The 17,584-nt window shown below is 69.5% G+C and carries 20 protein-coding genes and 1 riboswitch; of the genes, 9 read left to right on the top strand and 11 right to left on the bottom strand.

Translation table 11 applies throughout. The features are described from left to right. From BST11_RS19425 to BST11_RS19440, 4 genes are all read right to left on the bottom strand, one after another. On the bottom strand, nt 1-485 hold a 485-nt coding region (locus BST11_RS19425), incomplete at its 3' end, for a transglycosylase family protein (RefSeq protein WP_142276446.1). Between the two features lie 13 nt (nt 486-498). Next, nucleotides 499-712, bottom strand: a riboswitch (cyclic di-AMP (ydaO/yuaA leader). 206 nt (nt 713-918) lie between these two features. Further along, complete coding sequence (locus BST11_RS19430; RefSeq protein WP_083139515.1) at nt 919-1,197, bottom strand: MoaD/ThiS family protein; 279 nt, start codon at nt 1,195-1,197, stop codon at nt 919-921. A 4-nt stretch (nt 1,198-1,201) separates the two neighbouring features. Then, entirely contained in the window at nt 1,202-2,290 is a 1,089-nt protein-coding gene (gene moaA, locus BST11_RS19435) for a GTP 3',8-cyclase MoaA (protein WP_083139516.1), read from the bottom strand. Further along, nucleotides 2,287-2,688: a YccF domain-containing protein gene (locus BST11_RS19440; protein WP_083139517.1), complete on the bottom strand. Its 402-nt coding sequence runs from the start codon at nt 2,686-2,688 to the stop codon at nt 2,287-2,289. Before BST11_RS19440 ends, moaA begins: the two co-directional genes overlap by 4 nt. Before the next feature lie 161 nt (nt 2,689-2,849). Between BST11_RS19440 and BST11_RS19445 the strand changes: the two genes are divergently transcribed. The 3 genes from BST11_RS19445 to BST11_RS19455 all read left to right on the top strand — a co-directional run bounded on the left by BST11_RS19445 (nt 2,850) and on the right by BST11_RS19455 (nt 6,350). Further along, nucleotides 2,850-3,257, top strand: a complete 408-nt coding sequence (locus BST11_RS19445; protein ID WP_083139519.1) for a cold-shock protein — start codon at nt 2,850-2,852, stop codon at nt 3,255-3,257. A 113-nt stretch (nt 3,258-3,370) separates the two neighbouring features. After that, nucleotides 3,371-5,299 carry an acyl-CoA dehydrogenase family protein gene (locus BST11_RS19450; RefSeq protein WP_083139520.1) on the top strand — a complete coding sequence of 643 codons (1,929 nt, stop codon included), beginning with the start codon at nt 3,371-3,373 and terminating at the stop codon, nt 5,297-5,299. A 46-nt stretch (nt 5,300-5,345) separates the two neighbouring features. Beyond that, nucleotides 5,346-6,350, top strand: coding sequence for a glutathione S-transferase family protein (locus tag BST11_RS19455; protein ID WP_083139522.1), 1,005 nt, complete (start codon nt 5,346-5,348; stop codon nt 6,348-6,350). A gap of 16 nt (nt 6,351-6,366) precedes the next feature. Here the strand turns inward: BST11_RS19455 and BST11_RS19460 are convergent, their stop codons facing one another. Beyond that, nucleotides 6,367-6,870: a DUF2771 domain-containing protein gene (locus BST11_RS19460; RefSeq protein ID WP_083139523.1), complete on the bottom strand. Its 504-nt coding sequence runs from the start codon at nt 6,868-6,870 to the stop codon at nt 6,367-6,369. Beyond that, nucleotides 6,867-8,555, bottom strand: coding sequence for an MFS transporter (locus BST11_RS19465; RefSeq protein ID WP_142276450.1), 1,689 nt, complete (start codon nt 8,553-8,555; stop codon nt 6,867-6,869). Before BST11_RS19465 ends, BST11_RS19460 begins: the two co-directional genes overlap by 4 nt. A 231-nt stretch (nt 8,556-8,786) precedes the next feature. Here BST11_RS19465 and BST11_RS19470 point away from each other — a divergent pair, with 231 nt between their 5' ends. After that, nucleotides 8,787-9,644 carry a DUF3027 domain-containing protein gene (locus BST11_RS19470; protein WP_169834934.1) on the top strand — a complete coding sequence of 286 codons (858 nt, stop codon included), beginning with the start codon at nt 8,787-8,789 and terminating at the stop codon, nt 9,642-9,644. Here the strand turns inward: BST11_RS19470 and BST11_RS19475 are convergent. Further along, nucleotides 9,641-10,096, bottom strand: coding sequence for an SRPBCC family protein (locus BST11_RS19475; protein WP_083139527.1), 456 nt, complete (start codon nt 10,094-10,096; stop codon nt 9,641-9,643). The two genes, BST11_RS19470 and BST11_RS19475, sit on opposite strands and share 4 nt — an antisense overlap. Nucleotides 10,097-10,131: 35 nt before the next feature. Further along, on the bottom strand, nt 10,132-10,419 hold the full coding sequence (locus BST11_RS19480; RefSeq protein WP_083139576.1) for a DUF2530 domain-containing protein: 288 nt from the start codon (nt 10,417-10,419) through the stop codon (nt 10,132-10,134). Between the two features lie 122 nt (nt 10,420-10,541). Here BST11_RS19480 and BST11_RS19485 point away from each other — a divergent pair, with 122 nt between their 5' ends. From BST11_RS19485 to BST11_RS19495, 3 genes are read left to right on the top strand one after another with little or no spacing between them, the layout of a single operon-like run. After that, nucleotides 10,542-10,973: an Rv0880 family HTH-type transcriptional regulator gene (locus tag BST11_RS19485; RefSeq protein ID WP_067316877.1), complete on the top strand. Its 432-nt coding sequence runs from the start codon at nt 10,542-10,544 to the stop codon at nt 10,971-10,973. Next, a complete protein-coding gene (locus BST11_RS19490) occupies nt 10,970-11,803 on the top strand; it encodes a TrmH family RNA methyltransferase (protein WP_244897711.1) in 834 nt (277 codons plus the stop codon). Before BST11_RS19485 ends, BST11_RS19490 begins: the two co-directional genes overlap by 4 nt. Next, nucleotides 11,800-12,084, top strand: coding sequence for a DUF2537 domain-containing protein (locus tag BST11_RS19495; RefSeq protein ID WP_083139530.1), 285 nt, complete (start codon nt 11,800-11,802; stop codon nt 12,082-12,084). Before BST11_RS19490 ends, BST11_RS19495 begins: the two co-directional genes overlap by 4 nt. On the opposite strand, the gene sepH is transcribed toward BST11_RS19495, so the two are convergent. Both sepH and serC read right to left on the bottom strand, forming a co-directional pair. After that, nucleotides 12,081-12,863, bottom strand: coding sequence for a septation protein SepH (gene sepH / locus BST11_RS19500; RefSeq protein WP_083139532.1), 783 nt, complete (start codon nt 12,861-12,863; stop codon nt 12,081-12,083). The genes BST11_RS19495 and sepH overlap by 4 nt on opposite strands. A 111-nt stretch (nt 12,864-12,974) precedes the next feature. Next, complete coding sequence (gene serC, locus BST11_RS19505; protein ID WP_083139534.1) at nt 12,975-14,093, bottom strand: phosphoserine transaminase; 1,119 nt, start codon at nt 14,091-14,093, stop codon at nt 12,975-12,977. A 189-nt stretch (nt 14,094-14,282) separates the two neighbouring features. On the opposite strand from serC, the gene BST11_RS19510 reads away from it, so the two are divergent. Both BST11_RS19510 and BST11_RS19515 read left to right on the top strand, forming a co-directional pair. Further along, nucleotides 14,283-15,308 carry an AurF N-oxygenase family protein gene (locus BST11_RS19510; RefSeq protein WP_083139535.1) on the top strand — a complete coding sequence of 342 codons (1,026 nt, stop codon included), beginning with the start codon at nt 14,283-14,285 and terminating at the stop codon, nt 15,306-15,308. 18 nt (nt 15,309-15,326) lie between these two features. Then, the gene (locus BST11_RS19515; protein WP_083139537.1) at nt 15,327-17,015 is read left to right on the top strand and encodes an FAD-dependent oxidoreductase; all 1,689 of its coding nucleotides are present in this window, start codon (nt 15,327-15,329) and stop codon (nt 17,013-17,015) included. On the opposite strand, the gene BST11_RS19520 is transcribed toward BST11_RS19515, so the two are convergent. Continuing rightward, the gene (locus BST11_RS19520) at nt 17,012-17,470 is read right to left on the bottom strand and encodes a VOC family protein (protein WP_083139538.1); all 459 of its coding nucleotides are present in this window, start codon (nt 17,468-17,470) and stop codon (nt 17,012-17,014) included. The genes BST11_RS19515 and BST11_RS19520 overlap by 4 nt on opposite strands. Nucleotides 17,471-17,584 lie beyond the last annotated feature (114 nt).

Consider the following 17,584-nt stretch of genomic DNA (forward strand, 5'->3'; position numbering starts at 1 on the left):
GGAGCGTCGGGCGGAGGCGCGTCGGCGGGGGGCGGCGGCGCCAGCGGCCCACCGTTCAGCCAGGGTGCATCCAGCGGCGCGTCCATTCCCGCGGGCGTGGGCGCGGGCACATCGCGCGGAGACGGGCCCGACAGCGGACCGCCACACACCGGCCAGGCGCCGCGGCCCTGGGTCGCCAGTACCCGCTCGGCGACGGCGATCTGTTGTTCCCTGGTCGCGAGTTCGGCCGACGGGGCGTATTGGCCACCGCCGTGGGAGGCCCAGGTGCTCGCGCTGAATTGCACGCCGCCGTGGTAGCCGTTGCCGGTGTTGATGCCCCAGTTGCCGCCGGACTCGCAGCGGGCTACCTGGTCCCATTCGCCGTCGGTGGCCGCCGCCGCCTGGCCGGCCATGGCGATGCTGCCGCCACCAAGGATCGCCCCGGTAAAGGCGATCTTGGCGACGCTGATGTTGGAAGTCGTGGGCTTGCGATGCCGTCCACTCATACGCGCCGAAATATTCCTCTCTCGTAACGCGCCTGCGAGGTCAGCTGTCGGGTTCGGGTTGGAGAGGCCACCCGGCCGACGTCGCACTCCGCGCGGGAGCCGGCGCCGGCTTCACCCCAAGGGGCCGCGAGCGGCCCCGGTCCGATCACGGTGGACCGGTGGGTCCCCCGTCTCCATCCAGTTGCGGTATCCCCCACCTATTGGATGGAGCTCGGCGCGATAGGTGGGGGAGGAACGCCATTCGGGAGCTTGGCGAGCCTCCGGTGACGCTAGCGGGTTCTGTTGGTCGCGTCACGTCCTGCGCTACCCGGCGTTTCGCCGCCGGCCGTCTTCGAAACGCCCAGGAACGCACGGGATTTGCGCAGGTCGCAGCGCCCGATATCCGAGCGTGACTGCACCGTTATCGTTTCGTTACGTGAGCTATTTCACAGTTTCAGCCGCCGGCGAAGGGCGGCAGAACATCGATCGTGTCACCGGTTCGCAACGCTTTCGCCTCGTCGCGAACGGCGATCCCGTCGCACAGATAGGAGCAGCGGGTCAACACGGTCGCGAGCCGGGAACCGCGAACCCCGAGCCGCTCCACCAGCTGGGCCACCGTGGTGCCGGGACGCACCACCAGCGTCTCCGATTCGGTTCCCGCGGCCGCCCGCGCGGCGGCGAAGTAGCGGATGGTCACCTGGATTCCCTCCGCTTCGACGGGAGCGTGACCCATCGGCTCAGCCACCGATCGCGCTCATCGGGCGGGTGGGCTGGATGAAGTTGGGGTCGTTGATGCCGTGCCCGGCGGGCTTGCCCCACATTGCGACGCGCCACGCCGCCTCGATGGCGTCGTCGCCCGCGCCCCCGCGCAGGAGGCCGCGCAGGTCCGTCTCCTCGGTCGAGAACAGGCAGCTGCGAATTTGGCCGTCGGCGGTGAGGCGAGTGCGATCGCAGGACGAGCAGAAGGCGTGCGAGACCGACGCGATGACACCGACCTTTCCGCTCGGCGTGCCCGGGCCCGAGTCGACCAGCCACAGCTCCGCGGGAGCAGAACCGCGCGGCGCCGGGTCGGGCCGCAGCCGGAAGTGGGGGCGCAGCGCGGCCAGCACGTCGTCGGCCGTGAGCGCGGCGCCGCGGCGCCACGCGTGCCCGGCGTCCAGCGGCATCTGCTCGATGACCCGCAACTGGTAGCCGTGCTCGAGGCAGAACCGCAGCAGGCCGATGACGTCGTCGCGTCCGGTCGTGGGGTCGAGCACGGCGTTCACCTTGACCGGCGTCAAACCTGCCTCTTTCGCGGCCACCAGGCCGTCCAGCACATCGGCGAGCCGGTCGCGGCGCGTGATCGCCGCGAAGTGTTCGCGGTCGACGGTGTCCATCGACACGTTGACCCGGTCCAGGCCCGCCGCGGCGAGCGCGGCGGCCCGGCGAGCCAGCCCGACACCGTTGGTGGTCAGCGAGATCTCGGGCCGGGGCACCAGCGCGGCCGCGGCCGCGACCACCTCTTCGAGGTGGCGCGACAACAAGGGCTCGCCCCCGGTGAACCGCACGCTGGTGATGCCGAGGCGGGTGACCGCGATGCGCATCAGCCTGGCCAACTCGTCGGGGCCCAGCAGTTGTTCGCCCGGCAGCCAGTCCAGGCCTTCGGCCGGCATGCAATAGGTGCACCGCAGGTTGCAGCGGTCGGTCAGCGATACCCGCAGATCGGTGGCGACCCGCCCGTAGGTGTCCAGCAGGGGCCCGGAAACCGGCGCGGTCGATGTCTCGGACGCGGCGGCGCCGTCGGAGCGGGCGGGCATCGTCGGCAAACCCAACGCGGTCAGCGTCATGCGGGCACCGGGGCGGATCGGGGCGAGCCGACGGGGACAATCTCCTTGCCCAGCGGCATCAGCGAAACCGGGATCATTTTCAGGTTCGCCAGCGCCAGCGGGATGCCGATGATCGTGATCGCCATCGTCGCCGCGCTCACCACGTGACCGATCGCCAACCACACCCCAAACAGCAGGACCCAGATGACGTTTCCGATCAGGGCGGGGGTGCCGGAAGTCCGCTTGTCGACGATCGTCCGGCCGAACGGCCACAACGCGTAGGAGGCGATGCGCAGCGATGCAAAGCCGAACGGGATGGTGATGATGAGCAGGAAACTGAGGAGCGCCGCCAGCAGGTACCCGGCGGCCATCCACAGGCCGCCGAACACGAGCCAGATGACGTTCAGGATCAGGCGCATATCTCCTCCAGCGGTATTGCCAGACTACCGAGTAACGAGTTACGGGGGTGCTCGTCGGGCGCGCATCCGAGTAGGATCAGGATCCAACATGCGTCCTGCGCAGGCGGGACGCTTCTTGCGTCCTATCGTAGTGTGACCCATCAGACAAGCAGGTGAGACCAGTGCCGACCGGCAAGGTTAAGTGGTACGACGCCGAAAAGGGGTTCGGCTTCCTGTCGCAGGAGGACGGCGAGGACGTCTACGTCCGCTCGTCGGCGTTGCCGGCCGGGGTCGACGGGCTCAAATCGGGGCAGCGCGTCGAATTCGGCGTGGCGTCTGGCCGGCGTGGCCCGCAGGCGTTGAGTCTCAAGCTGATCGACCCGCCGCCCAGCCTCGCCAAGGCGCGCCGCGAGGCGGCCGTTGAGCACAAGCACAGCCCGGACGAGCTGCACGGGATGGTCGAGGACATGATCACGCTGCTGGAGAGCGCCGTGCAGCCCGAGTTGCGCAAGGGCCGCTACCCGGACCGCAAGACGGCGCGCCGGGTATCCGAGGTGGTCAAGGCGGTGGCGCGGGAGCTCGACTCCTAACCGAGCGGTGGCATCACCGACCACCGGTCATTTCGCTGCGATTCCGCCGTACTATGCGGCTAGGGACCGGGTATTCAAAGGCCTCGATCGGAATCGTTAGCGAGGAGGCGGCGATGGCGCAGCAAGCGCAGGTCACTGAGGAGCAAGCGAGGGCTCTCGCCGAGGAATCGCGCGAAACCGGTTGGGACAAACCGTCATTTGCGAAGGAATTGTTCCTCGGTCATTTCCCGCTGGACCTCATCCACCCGTTCCCCAAACCGCCGGAGTCCGACGAGGCGCGCGCGGGGGCCTTCCTCGGCAGGCTGCGGGATTTCCTCGAGACGGTCGACGGCAGCGCCATCGAGCGCGAGGCGATGATTCCCGACGAATACGTGAAGGGCCTGGCCGAACTGGGCTGCTTCGGCATGAAGATTCCCACCGAGTACGGCGGGCTGGGCATGTCGCAAGTCGTCTACAACCGGGCGCTGGTGATGGTCGCGTCGGTTCATCCCAGCCTCGGCGCGCTGCTGTCGGCTCATCAGTCGATCGGGGTACCCGAGCCGCTCAAGCTCGCCGGCAGCGACGAACAGAAGCGGAAGTTCTTGCCGCGCTGCGCCGCCGGCGCGATCTCGGCGTTTTTGCTCACCGAGCCGGACGTGGGCTCCGACCCGGCGCGGCTGGCCTCGACGGCGACGCCGGTCGAGGGTGACAAGGCCTACGAGCTCGAGGGCGTGAAGCTGTGGACCACCAACGGTGTGGTGGCCGAACTGCTGGTCGTCATGGCCCGCGTCCCCAAGGGCGACGGGCATCGCGGTGGCATCAGCGCGTTCGTCGTCGAGGCCGATTCGCCGGGGATCACCGTGGAGCGGCGCAACAAGTTCATGGGGCTGCGCGGCATCGAGAACGGCGTGACCAGGCTGCACCGGGTGCGGGTGCCCGCCGAGAACCTCATCGGCCGCGAGGGCGACGGCCTGAAGATCGCGCTGACCACCCTCAACGCCGGGCGGCTGTCCATCCCCGCGAGCGCGACCGGATCGGCGAAGTGGGCGCTGAAGATCGCCCGCGAATGGTCCGGCGAGCGGGTGCAGTGGGGCAAGCCGCTCGCCCAACACGAAGCGGTGGCGCACAAGATCTCGTTCATCACCGCGACTACGTATGCGCTTGACTCGGTGCTCGAGCTGTCGGGTCAGATGGCCGACGAAGGCCGTAACGACATCAGGATCGAGGCGGCGCTGGCCAAACTGTGGTCCAGCGAAATGGCCTGCGTTGTCGCCGACGAGCTCTTGCAGATTCGCGGCGGACGGGGTTACGAGACCGCGGAGTCGTTGCAGGCGCGTGGGGAGCGGGCGGTGCCCACCGAGCAGGTGGCGCGCGACCTGCGGATCAACCGCATCTTCGAGGGGTCGAGCGAGATCATGAGGCTGCTCATCGCGCGGGAGGCGGTGGACGCCCACCTGGCCGCCGCGGGTGACCTCGCCAAGCCCGACGCGGGTTTGCGGCAGAAGGCGGCGGCCGCCGTGGGCGCGAGCGGGTTCTACGCAAAGTGGCTGCCCCAACTGGTATTCGGCGAAGGGCAGCGGCCCCGGGCCTACGGCGAGTTCGGCCCCCTGGCATCGCACCTGCGGTTCGTGGAACGCTCCACCCGCAAGCTGGCCCGCAACACCTTCTACGGGATGGCGCGCTGGCAGGCCAAGCTCGAGCAACGGCAGGGGTTCCTCGGGCGCATCGTCGACATCGGCGCCGAGCTGTTCGCGATGTCGGCGGCGTGCGTGCGCGCCGAGGGCCTACGCGCTGCGGACCCGGCCGTCGGTCAACAGGCGTACGAACTGGCCGAAGCGTTTTGCGAGCAAGCCACCCTGCGCGTCGAGGCCCTGTTCCAGGCCCTGTGGAGCAACACCGATAGCGGCGACGTTCGGTTGACCCGTGACGTGCTGGACGGCCGCTACACCTGGCTGGAGGACGGCATCCTCGACCAATCGGAGGGCACGGGACCCTGGATCGTGCCTTGGGAGCCGGGGGAGTCGACGGAGCCCAACCTGGCTCGGCGGTTCCTGAGTTCCTAGTTGCAGATCGATTCCTGGCCGCCGAATTGTGGGGTGAATTCAAAACATGGCCACCTATGTCGCCGGAGCGGGGGAGTTCACCCGCGACACCAACTACATCGCCACCCGGATCACCGCCGACGGACGCGACGGCTATCCCGTCGAGCCGGGCCGGTATCGGCTCATCGTGGCCCGCGCGTGCCCGTGGGCCAACCGCGCGATCATCGTCCGGCGGTTGCTGGGCCTGGAAGACGTTCTCTCCATTGGGTTTTGCGGCCCCACCCACGACGAGCGCAGCTGGACGTTCGACCTCGACCCCGGCGGCGTCGACCCGGTGCTGAAGATTCCTCGGCTGCAGGACGCCTACTTCAGACGCTTCCCCGACTACCCCAAGGGCATCACGGTCCCCGCGATCGTCGACGTGCCGACCGGTGCGGTGGTCACCAACGATTTCGCGCAGATGACCCTGGACCTCTCCACCGAGTGGACCGCCTACCACCGTGAGGGCGCCCCTCAGCTGTACCCCGAGCCGCTGCGCGCCGAGATCGACGAGGTGAGCAAGCGGATCTACACCGAGATCAACAACGGCGTCTACCGCTGCGGATTCGCCGGCACGCAGCAGGCCTACGAAGCGGCCTACGACCGCTTGTTCACCGCACTGGATTGGGTGAGCGACCGCCTGGCCGGCCGGCGATACCTGGTGGGCGACACCATCACCGAGGCCGACGTGCGGCTGTTCACCACCTTGGCCCGCTTCGACCCGGTGTACCACGGACACTTCAAATGCAACCGAAGCAAACTGTCCGAGATGCCCGTGCTGTGGGCCTACGCGCGAGACCTGTTCCAGACACCGGGTTTCGGCGACACCGTCGACTTCGTCCAGATCAAGCAGCACTACTACATCGTGCATGCCGACATCAACCCCACCGGCATCGTGCCCAAGGGCCCGGACCTGTCCGGGTGGCTGACGCCGCACGGACGGGAAGCATTGGGCGGCCGGCCGTTCGGGGATGGGACACCGCCCGGGCCCCCGGTCGACGGCGAGCGGGTTCCCGCCGGTCACGGAGCCTGATTTCTGCGCCGAACGGTCAGGAGGTCAGGCGCACCGACCACTCGGCGTGCGGGTAGGGCCGGACGGTCGGGGGGTCGCTGGGCCGGCTGGTGTCGACCACCAACGTCAGCAACTGCACGACGATGCCGGTCAACCGGCCGCGCTGCGCGTCGACCGAAGGGATCGTGACGGCGAGCCGGGTCCCCGGCCGGAAGATGGTTTCGGCGGTGTTGGCGGGATCCTCATACAGCTGCAGCAGCCGCCAGGGCGCCCGCGAGATGGCCTCGGGAACCGAGAGTTGCACCGGGTAGCGCGCGTTGAAGGGCAGCTCGCCCTGGGTCTCGGGGGTCTGGCAGTCGTTGAGGTTGAGCACATCGCAGTACTGGTAGGGGCCCACCCGGATCAGGTGCCCGTGTGAATAGGCACTGATCTCGGGCCGCTGCGGACCGGGCGACCGCACCAGCAGCCACGTTCCGACCCCGGCCGCGACGGACGCCAACGCCACCACGGCCGCGACGAGCGCGACCACGCCACGTTTCACTCCGGCACCGCCGCCGGCCTGCCGGCGCCGCGGCCCTCCTGCTCGACCATGACGGGCCGGTTCCCCCCGAGGCCGGGGATCAGCGAGTCGCCGCGGAAGCTGACGAGGGTCTGGGCGAGCCCCAGGATGAGCAGCGCGCTGACCGCGGTGAAGCCGACCGACAGTTCGGTGTACACCAACACGCCGAGCGCGCCACCCAGCACCCACGCCAGCTGCAGCGTCGATTCCGATCGCCCGAATCCCGACGCTCGCGACTCCTCGGGCAGGTCGTGTTGCAGGGAGGCGTCGAGCGAGGCCTTCGCGATGGCGCTGGACCCCGAGGTGATCAACGTGGCGATCGCCGCCACCAGCAGGTTGCCCGCCACCGCCGCAGCCACCGCGACCGCGCACACGGCCACCGTGCAGCGCACCACCAGCACGGCCGGCCGGCCCAGCCGCAGCCGTGCGCTGGTGAAGTTGCCGACGAAGTTGCCGATCGCGGCCGCGGCGCCGATCATCCCCAGCATGCCCAGCTGGACCCAACCGCTGGCGTCATGCGCCTTGGCGACGAAGGCCGGGTAGAGGAACAAAAACCCGACCATCACCTTGATGGTGCAATTGCCCCACAGCGAGGTGATGATGTTGCGGCCCAACGGTTGTCGCACGATTCCGCCGGCCTTTTTGACCTCGGCGGACCGGTGCGGGCCGTGCCCCCAGTGCGGCGCGTGGCCGCCCGCCCGGCGGTAGCTCAAGGTGGCCGGCACTTCACCCGCGGTCACCTCCACCCAGCGCGGGATCCGCATGGACAGCAGGGCGCCGGCGATCGTGACGGCGACGACGACGAACAAGGCACCGGGCAGCTCGAACAGGTGGGTGCAGACGAACTCGACCCCGCCGGCGATTGCCCCGCCGGTGATGGTGCCGCCGAGTAGGCCGAACACCGTGAGCCGGGAATTGACCCGCACCAAATCGATGCTCGGCGGCATCACGCGGGGGGTCACCGCGCTGCGCAGCACGCTGAACGACTTGGAGAGCACCATCATCGCCAGCGCGCACGGATACAGCACCATCGAGGGGAAGCTGCCCGTGGCGCCGTCGTAGTTCATGATCAGCAGCACGGCCAACGCGGTCCGCAACGCGAATGACAGCGCGAGCGCGACGCGCCGGCCGTGCTGCAACCGGTCGAGCGCCGGACCGATCAGTGGCGCGATCACCGCGAACGGTGCGATCGTGATCAACAAATACAGCGCCACTTTGGATTTGCTTTCGCCATTGGCCGCGGCGAAGAACAGCGTGTTGGCCAGCGCGACGGCCATCGCGGAGTCGACCGCGAAGTTGGCGACCGTCGGCCACGTCAGCGCCGTCAGGCCGGACTTGTCGGCGCCATCGGCGGTGGCGGCCCGCTGCACCATCCAGTACATGCGGGAACCCATTTCGCGGCTGCGCATCGCCGCGGCGCGGGTGACCGTGATGCGTTCCCCCGGGGCGGTGGCGCGCGGGGGCTCGGCGCGGTTGTGTTCCGGCTCCGGCTGTTCACCCAACGGCGGCAGATAGCGGTTGGCGCTCGGCATCGGCGACCGGGGAGGTGGCCGGCGGCGCGTCTCGCGACGGTCGGAGCCGTCGGCCGGGTAGTTGGCCATGCCCGGATGCTGGCGGGGCGCGCCATTGGAGCCCGGACGCGCCCGGCGGCCCGGGTTGGAGGCCACCCGACCCCGATCGTCACGCCGCCGTGCAGACACCAATCAATTCTGTCCTATACCGGCAGGCAACAGGGCGTGGCTCGCCAACCTACTATGGAGACGCACTTAGTTCGATGGTGGCGGCCTGGCGCCCAAGCCCCCAGCGCCGCGCTTGCGATCGCCACCATGGTCCGATGGTGGCGACCCGCAGCGCGCGGCAGCGCCGCGCTTGCGATCGCCATGAAGAGAGGGGTCAGCGTGACCGGACCCACCCAAGGGTCGACCGAACCCACCGCGACGACCGTGGCCGAGTGGCCCGACGAGTTGGCGTCGGTGCTCACGGGTGCGGCCGACCTGGCCCGGGCGTCGGTCGAGGAATTCGCCGGCGCGGACGCCGTCGGGGACTACCTGGGTGTCGGCTACGAGGACCCGAACGCCGCGACCCACCGGTTCCTCGCGCACCTGCCCGGCTATCAGGGGTGGCAGTGGGCCGCCGTCGTCGCCGCCCACCCGGGCGCCGACCACGCCACGATCAGCGAAGTCGTTCTGATCCCGGGGCCGACGGCGTTGCTGGCGCCGGAGTGGGTGCCCTGGGACCAACGGGTACGGCCGGGAGACTTGAGCCCCGGGGACCTGCTGGCGCCCGCGGCGGACGACCCGCGATTGGTGCCCGGCCACGCCGCCAGCGGAGACCCCGAGGTCGACGAGGCCGCCGCCGAGATCGGGCTCGGCAGGCGCTGGGTGATGAGCCCCTGGGGCCGCTCCGAGGCCGCCCAGCGATGGCACACCGGGGAATACGGTCCCGAATCGCCGATGGCCCGGTCCACCAAGCGTGTGTGCCGCGACTGCGGATTCTTTTTGCCGCTGACCGGATCGCTGGGCGCGATGTTCGGGGTATGCGCTAACGAACTGTCCGCCGACGGGCACGTCGTCGACGAGCAATACGGGTGCGGCGCCCATTCGGACACCCCGGCGCCGGCGGGTACCGGCTCGCCCATGTACGAGCCCTACGACGACGGGGGGCTCGACGTGGCAGACAACCCGCCCCCCGAGGCCCCGGCGTCCGATGCCCCGGCGGATGCGCCCGAGCCCGACCCCACGGAAGCGCCCGACTAGCCGCTCTCGGCGGCGGCTTTGATCCTCGCCAGCGAGGCGTTCATGCCCTCGAGCAATTCGCGTTCGAAGTTGTCGGTGCCGCCGAAGAAAGCGTTCACCGTCAGGTTCGAAACCGCGCTCACGCCGTTCTCGGCGTGGCGGCTCTCGATCACCCGTGTGCCCTGGCCGTTGGCCTCGAGCTCGTAGCTCCAAACGGTGCCGTTGGCGTCGACCCGGAACGCCAGCCGCCGCTCGGGGACGACCTCGACCACCGTGCAGGTGGTGGGCCAGAACATCCGGTTACGCCGGTTGAGGTTCAGGGTGCGGGTCCCGGGGCGTAGCGGGCCGAGCGGCCGCATCCAGCGGCACTGCGGGCTCCACTCCGGCATCCGCCGGAAATCCGATATCAGTTCCCAGACCTTCGACGCCGGCGCGTCGATGTCGACTTGCGTCTGCAGCAGCGGGGCGGCCATTGTTCCTCCCGGGTCGGCGATTTCGGTTGCGGACTTCAGCTGTGGTCTTCGTCGTGGTCGAGGTACGTTTCCAGCCCGGTCTGCGCCCCACGGGCGCCGCGGCGGGCGGCGGCGAGCTGCAACACGAAGATGCTCGTGCCGATCACCCCGACGCCCAGGCCGCCCAGCGTCACCGGCCGCCAACTCTGCAGGGCGGGCACGAGGAACGCGACGGCCGCGGCGATCAGCCAGCCCACGAAGCCGACCACGACGACGGGCCACACCTCGAGCAGGGCCGGCGGCAGTGGCGGCGCCTCGCGGCTGGGGCCGGGTTCGACAGACATCGCGCTCAACATAACGCGGTGCCGACGGGCGGCGGCATCCGCCCGCGCGCGGGTGACGCGCCGACGTGTGTCGTTGGCCATTTCGTGTCCCGAGTTTCTCGGGTTCCGTGTAACCTCGCGCCATGCCTGACAGCGACGCCCGGCTGGCCAGCGACTTATCGCTGGCCGTCATGCGGCTGGCCCGCCAACTGCGGTTTCGTAACCCGTCCTCGCCGGTGTCGCTGTCCCAGCTGTCGGCGCTGGCGACCCTCGTCAACGAAGGCGCGATGACACCGGGCGCGCTGGCGATTCGCGAGCGGGTCCGGCCCCCGTCGATGACCCGGGTGATCGCCTCGCTGGCCGAGCTGGGTCTCGTCGACCGCGCCCCGCACCCCGTCGACGGCCGACAGGTGCTGGTCTCGGTGTCCGAGTCCGGCGCCGAGCTGGTCAGGGCGAACCGCCGCGCCCGCCAGGAATGGCTGGCCAAGCGGCTGGCGACGCTGGGCGACGAACAACGCGACACCCTGCGCGAGGCCGCCGATCTGATGCTGGCCCTCGTCGACGAAAGCCCGTGAGCGGCGCCCCAGATATTCAGGACGTTCAGGACGTCACCGACCCCGACGATCCTCGCCTCGACGATTTCCGCGACCTCAACAGTATCGATCGCCGCCCCGACCTGCCCACCGGCAAGGGGCTGGTGATCGCCGAAGGCGTGCTGGTCGTGCAACGCATGCTCGCGTCCCGCTTCACCCCGCACGCCCTGCTGGGCACCGATCGCAGGCTTTCCGAACTCAAGGACGACCTGGCCGGTGCCGCGGCGCCGTTCTACCGGGCGTCGGCCGAGGTGATGGCCAGCGTGGTCGGCTTCCACCTCAACCGCGGCGTCCTGGCGGCCGCTCGGCGGGTGCCGGAACCCAGCGTGGCGCAGGTGCTCGAGGGCGCCCGCACCGTAGCGGTGCTCGAAGGCGTCAACGACCACGAGAACCTGGGCTCGATCTTTAGGAACGCGGCGGGGCTGGGTGTGGATGCGGTGGTGTTCGGCAGCGGCTGCGCCGACCCGCTGTACCGCCGCGCCGTGCGGGTCTCGATGGGCCACGCGTTGCTGGTGCCATACGCGCGAGCAACCAACTGGCCCAAGGACCTTGCGCTGTTGAAGGACAGCGGGTTTCGGCTGCTGGCGATGACGCCGCGGCGCGACGCGCGCACGCTGGCCGAGGCGATGGCCGAGGCGGCCGACGAACGTATCGCGGTGGTGGTGGGCGCCGAGGGCCCGGGGCTGACGGCAGCCACCCTGCGGCTCGCCGATGTGCGGGTGCGCATCCCGATGTCGCGCGGCACCGACTCGCTCAACGTCGCGACGGCGGCGGCGCTGGCCTTCTACGAGAGGGCTAGGCTTTCGCAGTGACCGACGGACGCGATTCCCGGCCCTGGGCAACGGGTTTGACGGTCTCCGCGTTCGTCGCCTCGGTGATCGGGGTGGCCGTCGTCGTGCTCAGTCTCGGGCTGGTCCGGGTGCATCCGCTGCTGGCGGTCGGACTCAACATCGTCGCGGCGGGCGGCCTGGCGCCCACGCTGTGGGGCTGGCGGCGGACCCCCGTGCTGCGCTGGTTCGTGCTGGGGGCGGCCGCGGGGGTGGCCGGCGCCTGGTTGGCGTTGCTGGCGCTGACGGTGTCCGGAAGCTACTAGCGCTGGCCGCTCGAACGCACGCCGAGCAGCACATCCTCCCACGCCGGGATGACCGGCTTGCCGCGTCGGGTGTGCGCGGGCTGTTCGGCGGCCGGCGGCGGCGTCGGCGCCTGGGCAGCGTCGCCGCCCGGCGCCTGCGTCTCCGCCTCGAACTCGAGGTGCGCCACGCGTGGGAGGGGCCGCAACGGCCGCTCGAAGTCCGGGTCGATCAGCTCGCTGGCCGGGTCGTCGAGCGCGGTGACCGTTCCGCCGTGGGCGCCGGGGGTGAAGCAGAAATGGGCGATGTTGTCGGAACGCCCCGCCTTCCACGCCAGCTGCACCGTCCAGCGGTTGTCCTCGTTGCGCCAGGCGTCCCAGCTGAGCCGCTCGTGGTCCAGGCCCCGGGCGACAAGGGCGCCGCTGACGGTCTCCAGCAGGGTCAGCACCGACGGGCCGTCGGCGAGCATCGGGTGCGCGGCCGTTGCCAGCTCCGCCGCGCGGAAGCGTTCCAGCAACACCGGGTTGGCGAACCGGCGGATCCGGGCGACGTCGGAGCCCGAGGCCGCGGCCACCTGCTCGACGGACGCGCCGGCACGGATCCGCGCCTGAATTTCCTTGGGGCTCAACAGGTTGACGACTTCGATGTCGAGCTGCGGCTGCTCCGGCGGGGGCAACTCGCCGCGCACCGCGGCGCGGAGCCGCTCGTCGGCCGGCAGTCTGAACCGTTCTGCGGGATCGTCACCCTCACAGATGAGGTATCCGCCGGTGTCGTCGAGACCGACCACTTTGAGTTCCCGCATGGCTTCTCCTCGCAGGCTCCGTGCCGTTCAGCGACGGACCCGTCAGGTGCGCACTCTAGTGCAGCTAACGTCGGTAACCCGCTCTGACACGCTGGCGGATTTGCCGTGGCGTTACAGCCGCTCCACCACCCAGTCGACGCACCGGGTGAGGGCGCTGACGTCGTCGGGGTCGACCGCGGGGAACATCGCGACCCGCAGTTGGTTGCGGCCCAGCTTGCGGTACGGCTCGGTGTCGACGATGCCGTTGGCCCTCAAGGTCTTGGCGACCGCCGCGGCGTCGACGTCGTCGGCGAAGTCGATCGTGCCCACGACCTGGGACCGCAACGCCGGATCGGCGACGAACGGTGTGGTGTAGGCGCGCTCCTGAGCCCAGGAGTACAACCGCTGCGACGAGTCCTTCGTGCGCTTGACCGCCCAGTCGAGCCCGCCGTTGCCCAGTAGCCAGTCCAGCTGTTCGGCCATGAGCGCCAGGGTGCCGATCGCCGGGGTGTTATAGGTCTGGTCTTTCAGGCTGTTTTCCACCGCGATCGGTAGCGAGAGAAAGTCGGGAACCCAGCGGCCGGACGCGGCGATCGACTCGACGCGGGCCAGCGCGGCGGGGCTCATGATCGCCAGCCACAGCCCCCCGTCGCCGGCGAAATTCTTCTGGGGCGAGAAGTAATAGACGTCGGTCTGGGTGATGTCGACGGGCAGGCCGCCGGCCCCCGAGGTCGCGTCGATGAGGACCAGCGCGTCGCCCGAATCGGCGGGGCGGCGGATCGGTACCGCGACGCCGGTCGACGTCTCGTTGTGCGCCCACGCGATCGCGTCCACCGACGGGTCGGCCTGCGGCTCGGGGGCGGTGCCGGCATCCGATTTGACGATGATGGGCTCGCCGACGAACGGGTTCTTGGCGACCGCGGAGGCGAACTTGGAGCTGAACTCGCCATAGGAAAGGTGCAGCGACCGCTTGTCGATCAGCCCGAACGCTGCGGCATCCCAGAAGGCCGTCGCGCCGCCGTTGCCCAGGATGACCTCGTAGCCGTCGGGCACGGAAAACAGCTCGGCCACGCCCGACCGCACCCGGCCCACCAGGTCCTTGACCGGCGCCTGGCGGTGCGAGGTGCCGAACAGCGGTGCCGCGGTGGTCGTCAGCGCCTTCAATTGCTCGGGCCGGACCTTGGAGGGGCCGGACCCGAAGCGGCCGTCGCGGGGTTTGAGGTCGGCGGGAATCTCGAGCTGGTCAGCCATGTCGACCAGCCTAGTGAGCGGTCCGGGGGCGACGACGGCGTGGGCCGGGGCTGTGAGCCGGACCACACCGATCCTGTGACCACCGGTCAGCCCACACCCGCTCCGGCGAGTCTAGAAAATATCCGGTACCTGCGGTACTGTCTAGACATAGCACGTCCAAATGTAAACCTCGTTGGGGGAGGCTTTTCCATGGCCAGGACGCGAATGGTTCGGCGCTGGCGCCGCAACATGGAGGTGCGCGACGACGCCGAGTACGTCAACATGCTTGCCACACTGTCCGAGGGGTCGGTGCGGCGCAATTTCAATCCCTATACCGATATCGACTGGGACTCACCCGAATTCGCCGTCACGGAGAACGATCCCCGGTGGATTCTGCCGCAGACCGACCCCCTGGGCCGGCACCCCTGGTATCAGGCCCAGTCCGAGGAACGCAAGATCAAGATCGGTATGTGGCGCCAGGCCAACGTGGCCAAGGTCGGGCTGCACTTCGAGTCGATCCTGATCCGGGGCCTGATGAACTACACGTTCTGGGTGCCCAACGGGTCGCCGGAATACCGGTACTGCCTGCACGAGTCGGTCGAAGAGTGCAATCACACCATGATGTTCCAGGAGATGGTCAACCGCGTCGGCGCCGACGTCCCGGGCATGCCGCGAATGCTGCGCTGGATCTCGCCGCTGGTCCCGTTGGTCGCCGGCCCGCTGCCGGTGGCGTTCTTCATCGGGGTGCTCGCCGGCGAGGAGCCCATCGACCACACGCAGAAAAACGTGCTGCGCGAAGGCAAGTCGCTGCATCCGATCATGGAGCGGGTCATGGCGATTCACGTGGCCGAGGAGGCTCGCCACATCTCGTTCGCGCATGAGTTCTTGCGCCGGCGGTTGCCGGAGTTGACCAAGCGGCAGCGGTTCTGGACGGCGCTGTACCTGCCGGTGACGATGCGGGCGCTGTGCCAGGCGATCACGGTGCCGCCGAAATCCTTCTGGCAGGAGTTCGACATCCCGCGCGAGGTCAAAAAGGAGCTTTTCTTCCGGTCGCCCGATTCGCGAAAGTGGTTGAGCGACATGTTCGCCGACGTGCGGATGCTCGCTCACGACACCGGCATGATGGAGACGCGCTCCGCGCGGCTGATGTGGCGCATCTGCAAGATCAACGGCAAGCCGTCGCGCTACCGCAGCGAGCCGCAGCGCCAGCATCTGGCTCCGGTGCCGGCGGCATAGGGCGGCACGGGTTCTTTTATGCCGCACGTTATTACCCAGTCGTGCTGCAACGACGGGTCCTGTGTTTTCGCCTGTCCGGTGAACTGCATTCACCCGACACCGGACGAGCCGGGCTTTGCGACGTCGGAGATGCTCTACATCGATCCGGTCGCGTGCGTGGACTGCGGCGCGTGTGTGAGCGCGTGCCCGGTGGGCGCGATCGCACCCGACACCCGGCTCGAGCCGGAGCAGCTTCCGTTCGTCGAGATCAACGCCTCCTTTTATCCGGAGCGGCCCGCCGGCGTGAAGCTGCCCCCGACCTCGAAGCTGGCGCCGGTGATCCCCGCCGCCGAGGTGCGCCGCCGCCGTCGCCCGTTGACCGTGGCGATTGTCGGGTCCGGCCCGGCGGCCATGTACGCGGCCGACGAACTGTTGACCCAACATGGGGTGCGGGTCAACGTCTTCGAGAAGCTGCCCACGCCTTACGGATTGGTGCGCGCCGGGGTGGCGCCCGATCACCAGAACACCAAGAGGGTCACCCGGCTGTTCGACAGGGTTTCCCGTCATCGCCACTTCCGCTTCTACCTCAACGTCGAGATCGGCAAGCACCTCAGCCTTGCCGACCTGTTGGCCCACCATCACGCCGTCCTGTACGCGGTGGGCGCGTCCGACGATCGCCGGCTGGACATCGACGGCATGGGCCTGGCGGGCACGGGTACGGCCACCGAATTGGTCGGATGGATCAACGGGCATCCCGACTTCACCGATCTGCCAGTCGATCTCGGCCAGGAACGCGCGGTCATCATCGGCAACGGCAATGTCGCGCTCGACGTGGCCCGGGTGCTCACCGCGAACCCCGACGACCTGGCCGCCACCGACATCTCCGATCACGCCCTCGCCGCGTTCCGTCGCTCGCGGCTGCGCGAAGTGGTGATCGCCGCCCGCCGCGGCCCGGCCCATTCGGCGTTTACCCTGCCCGAATTGGTCGGACTCACCGGAGCGTCCGAGGTCGTGCTGGACGCCGATGACCACCAGCGGGTGGTAGGCGATCTGGCCGAAGTCTCCGATCCGCTGACGAAGTCCAAGCTGGAGATCTTGAGCAAACTGGGCGACGGGTCGGCGCCCGCGTCGCGCCCGCGCGTCCGGCTCGCCTACCAACTGACGCCCAGCCGCGTGCTGGGTGAGCGGCGCGCCACCGGCGTGGAGTTCTCGGTGACGGGCACCGGGGAGGTCCGCCGGCTCGACGCGGGCCTGGTGCTGACGTCGATCGGCTACCGGGGCAAGGGGATTCGTGACCTTCCGTTCGACGAGTCGGCGGCCGTCGTCCCCAATGAGGGCGGCCGCGTCGTCGACCCCGAAACGCGACGACCGGTGCCCGGCGCATACGTCGCGGGCTGGATCAAGCGCGGCCCGACGGGATTCATCGGCACCAACAAATCGTGCTCGTTCGAAACGGTCCAGGCCCTGGTGGCCGACTTCAACGCCGGCCGCTTGCCCGACCCGGTGGCCAAGCCGGAGGCACTGGCCCAGCTGGTGCACGCGCGCCAGCCCGCCGCCGTCGACTCCGAGGGGTGGCGCGCGATCGACGCCGCGGAAATCGAGTGCGGCGACCGCGGCGGACGACCACGCAACAAATTCACCGCCGTCGCCGACATGCTCGCCGTCGCGGCGACCGCGCAACCGGCGCCGCGGTCGCGACGCCGGTTGCTGGCCCGGCTGCGTGGCTAGCCGGTCCCCTGCCCCGCCATCGCCGCGGTGATCTCGTCCATGCTGACCTCGCGCACCGGTTGGCCCAGCGACCAGTGGTGGCCGAAGGGGTCGGCGACCACGCCGTAGCGGTCTCCCCAGAACTGGTCGGCGAGCTCGGCCACGACGGTGGCGCCCGCGTCCAGTGCCTGCTGGAACTTGGCGTCGACGTCGGTGACCGTCAGGTGGATGGTGACCGGGGTCCCGCCCAGCGACGTCGGCGTCATCGACTTGCCGCCGCACATTTCCGGGAAGTCGTCGTTGAGCATCACCGTGGAGCCGTTGATGCGCAGCGCGGCGTGCACCAGCTTGCCGTCGGGCCTGGGCACCCGGCCCAGCTCGACCGCCCCAAAAGCCTTGACGTAGAAGTCGATCGCCGCGGCGGCGTCGTCGACGACGAGGTGTGGCGACAGTGCGGGTTCGACGTTGATTGCCATGATGGTCTCCTTGCTGTTGGCGCCCCGGGCCGGCGTTGGCCCGGGCTCACGGGTATTGACCCCGGGCGCGACGAAAAGTCATCGCGCGGCGCCATTCAATCGCGGGCCACCGAC

The sequence above is a fragment of the Mycobacterium alsense genome (assembly GCF_002086635.1).
Lineage (GTDB): Bacteria > Actinomycetota > Actinomycetes > Mycobacteriales > Mycobacteriaceae > Mycobacterium > Mycobacterium alsense.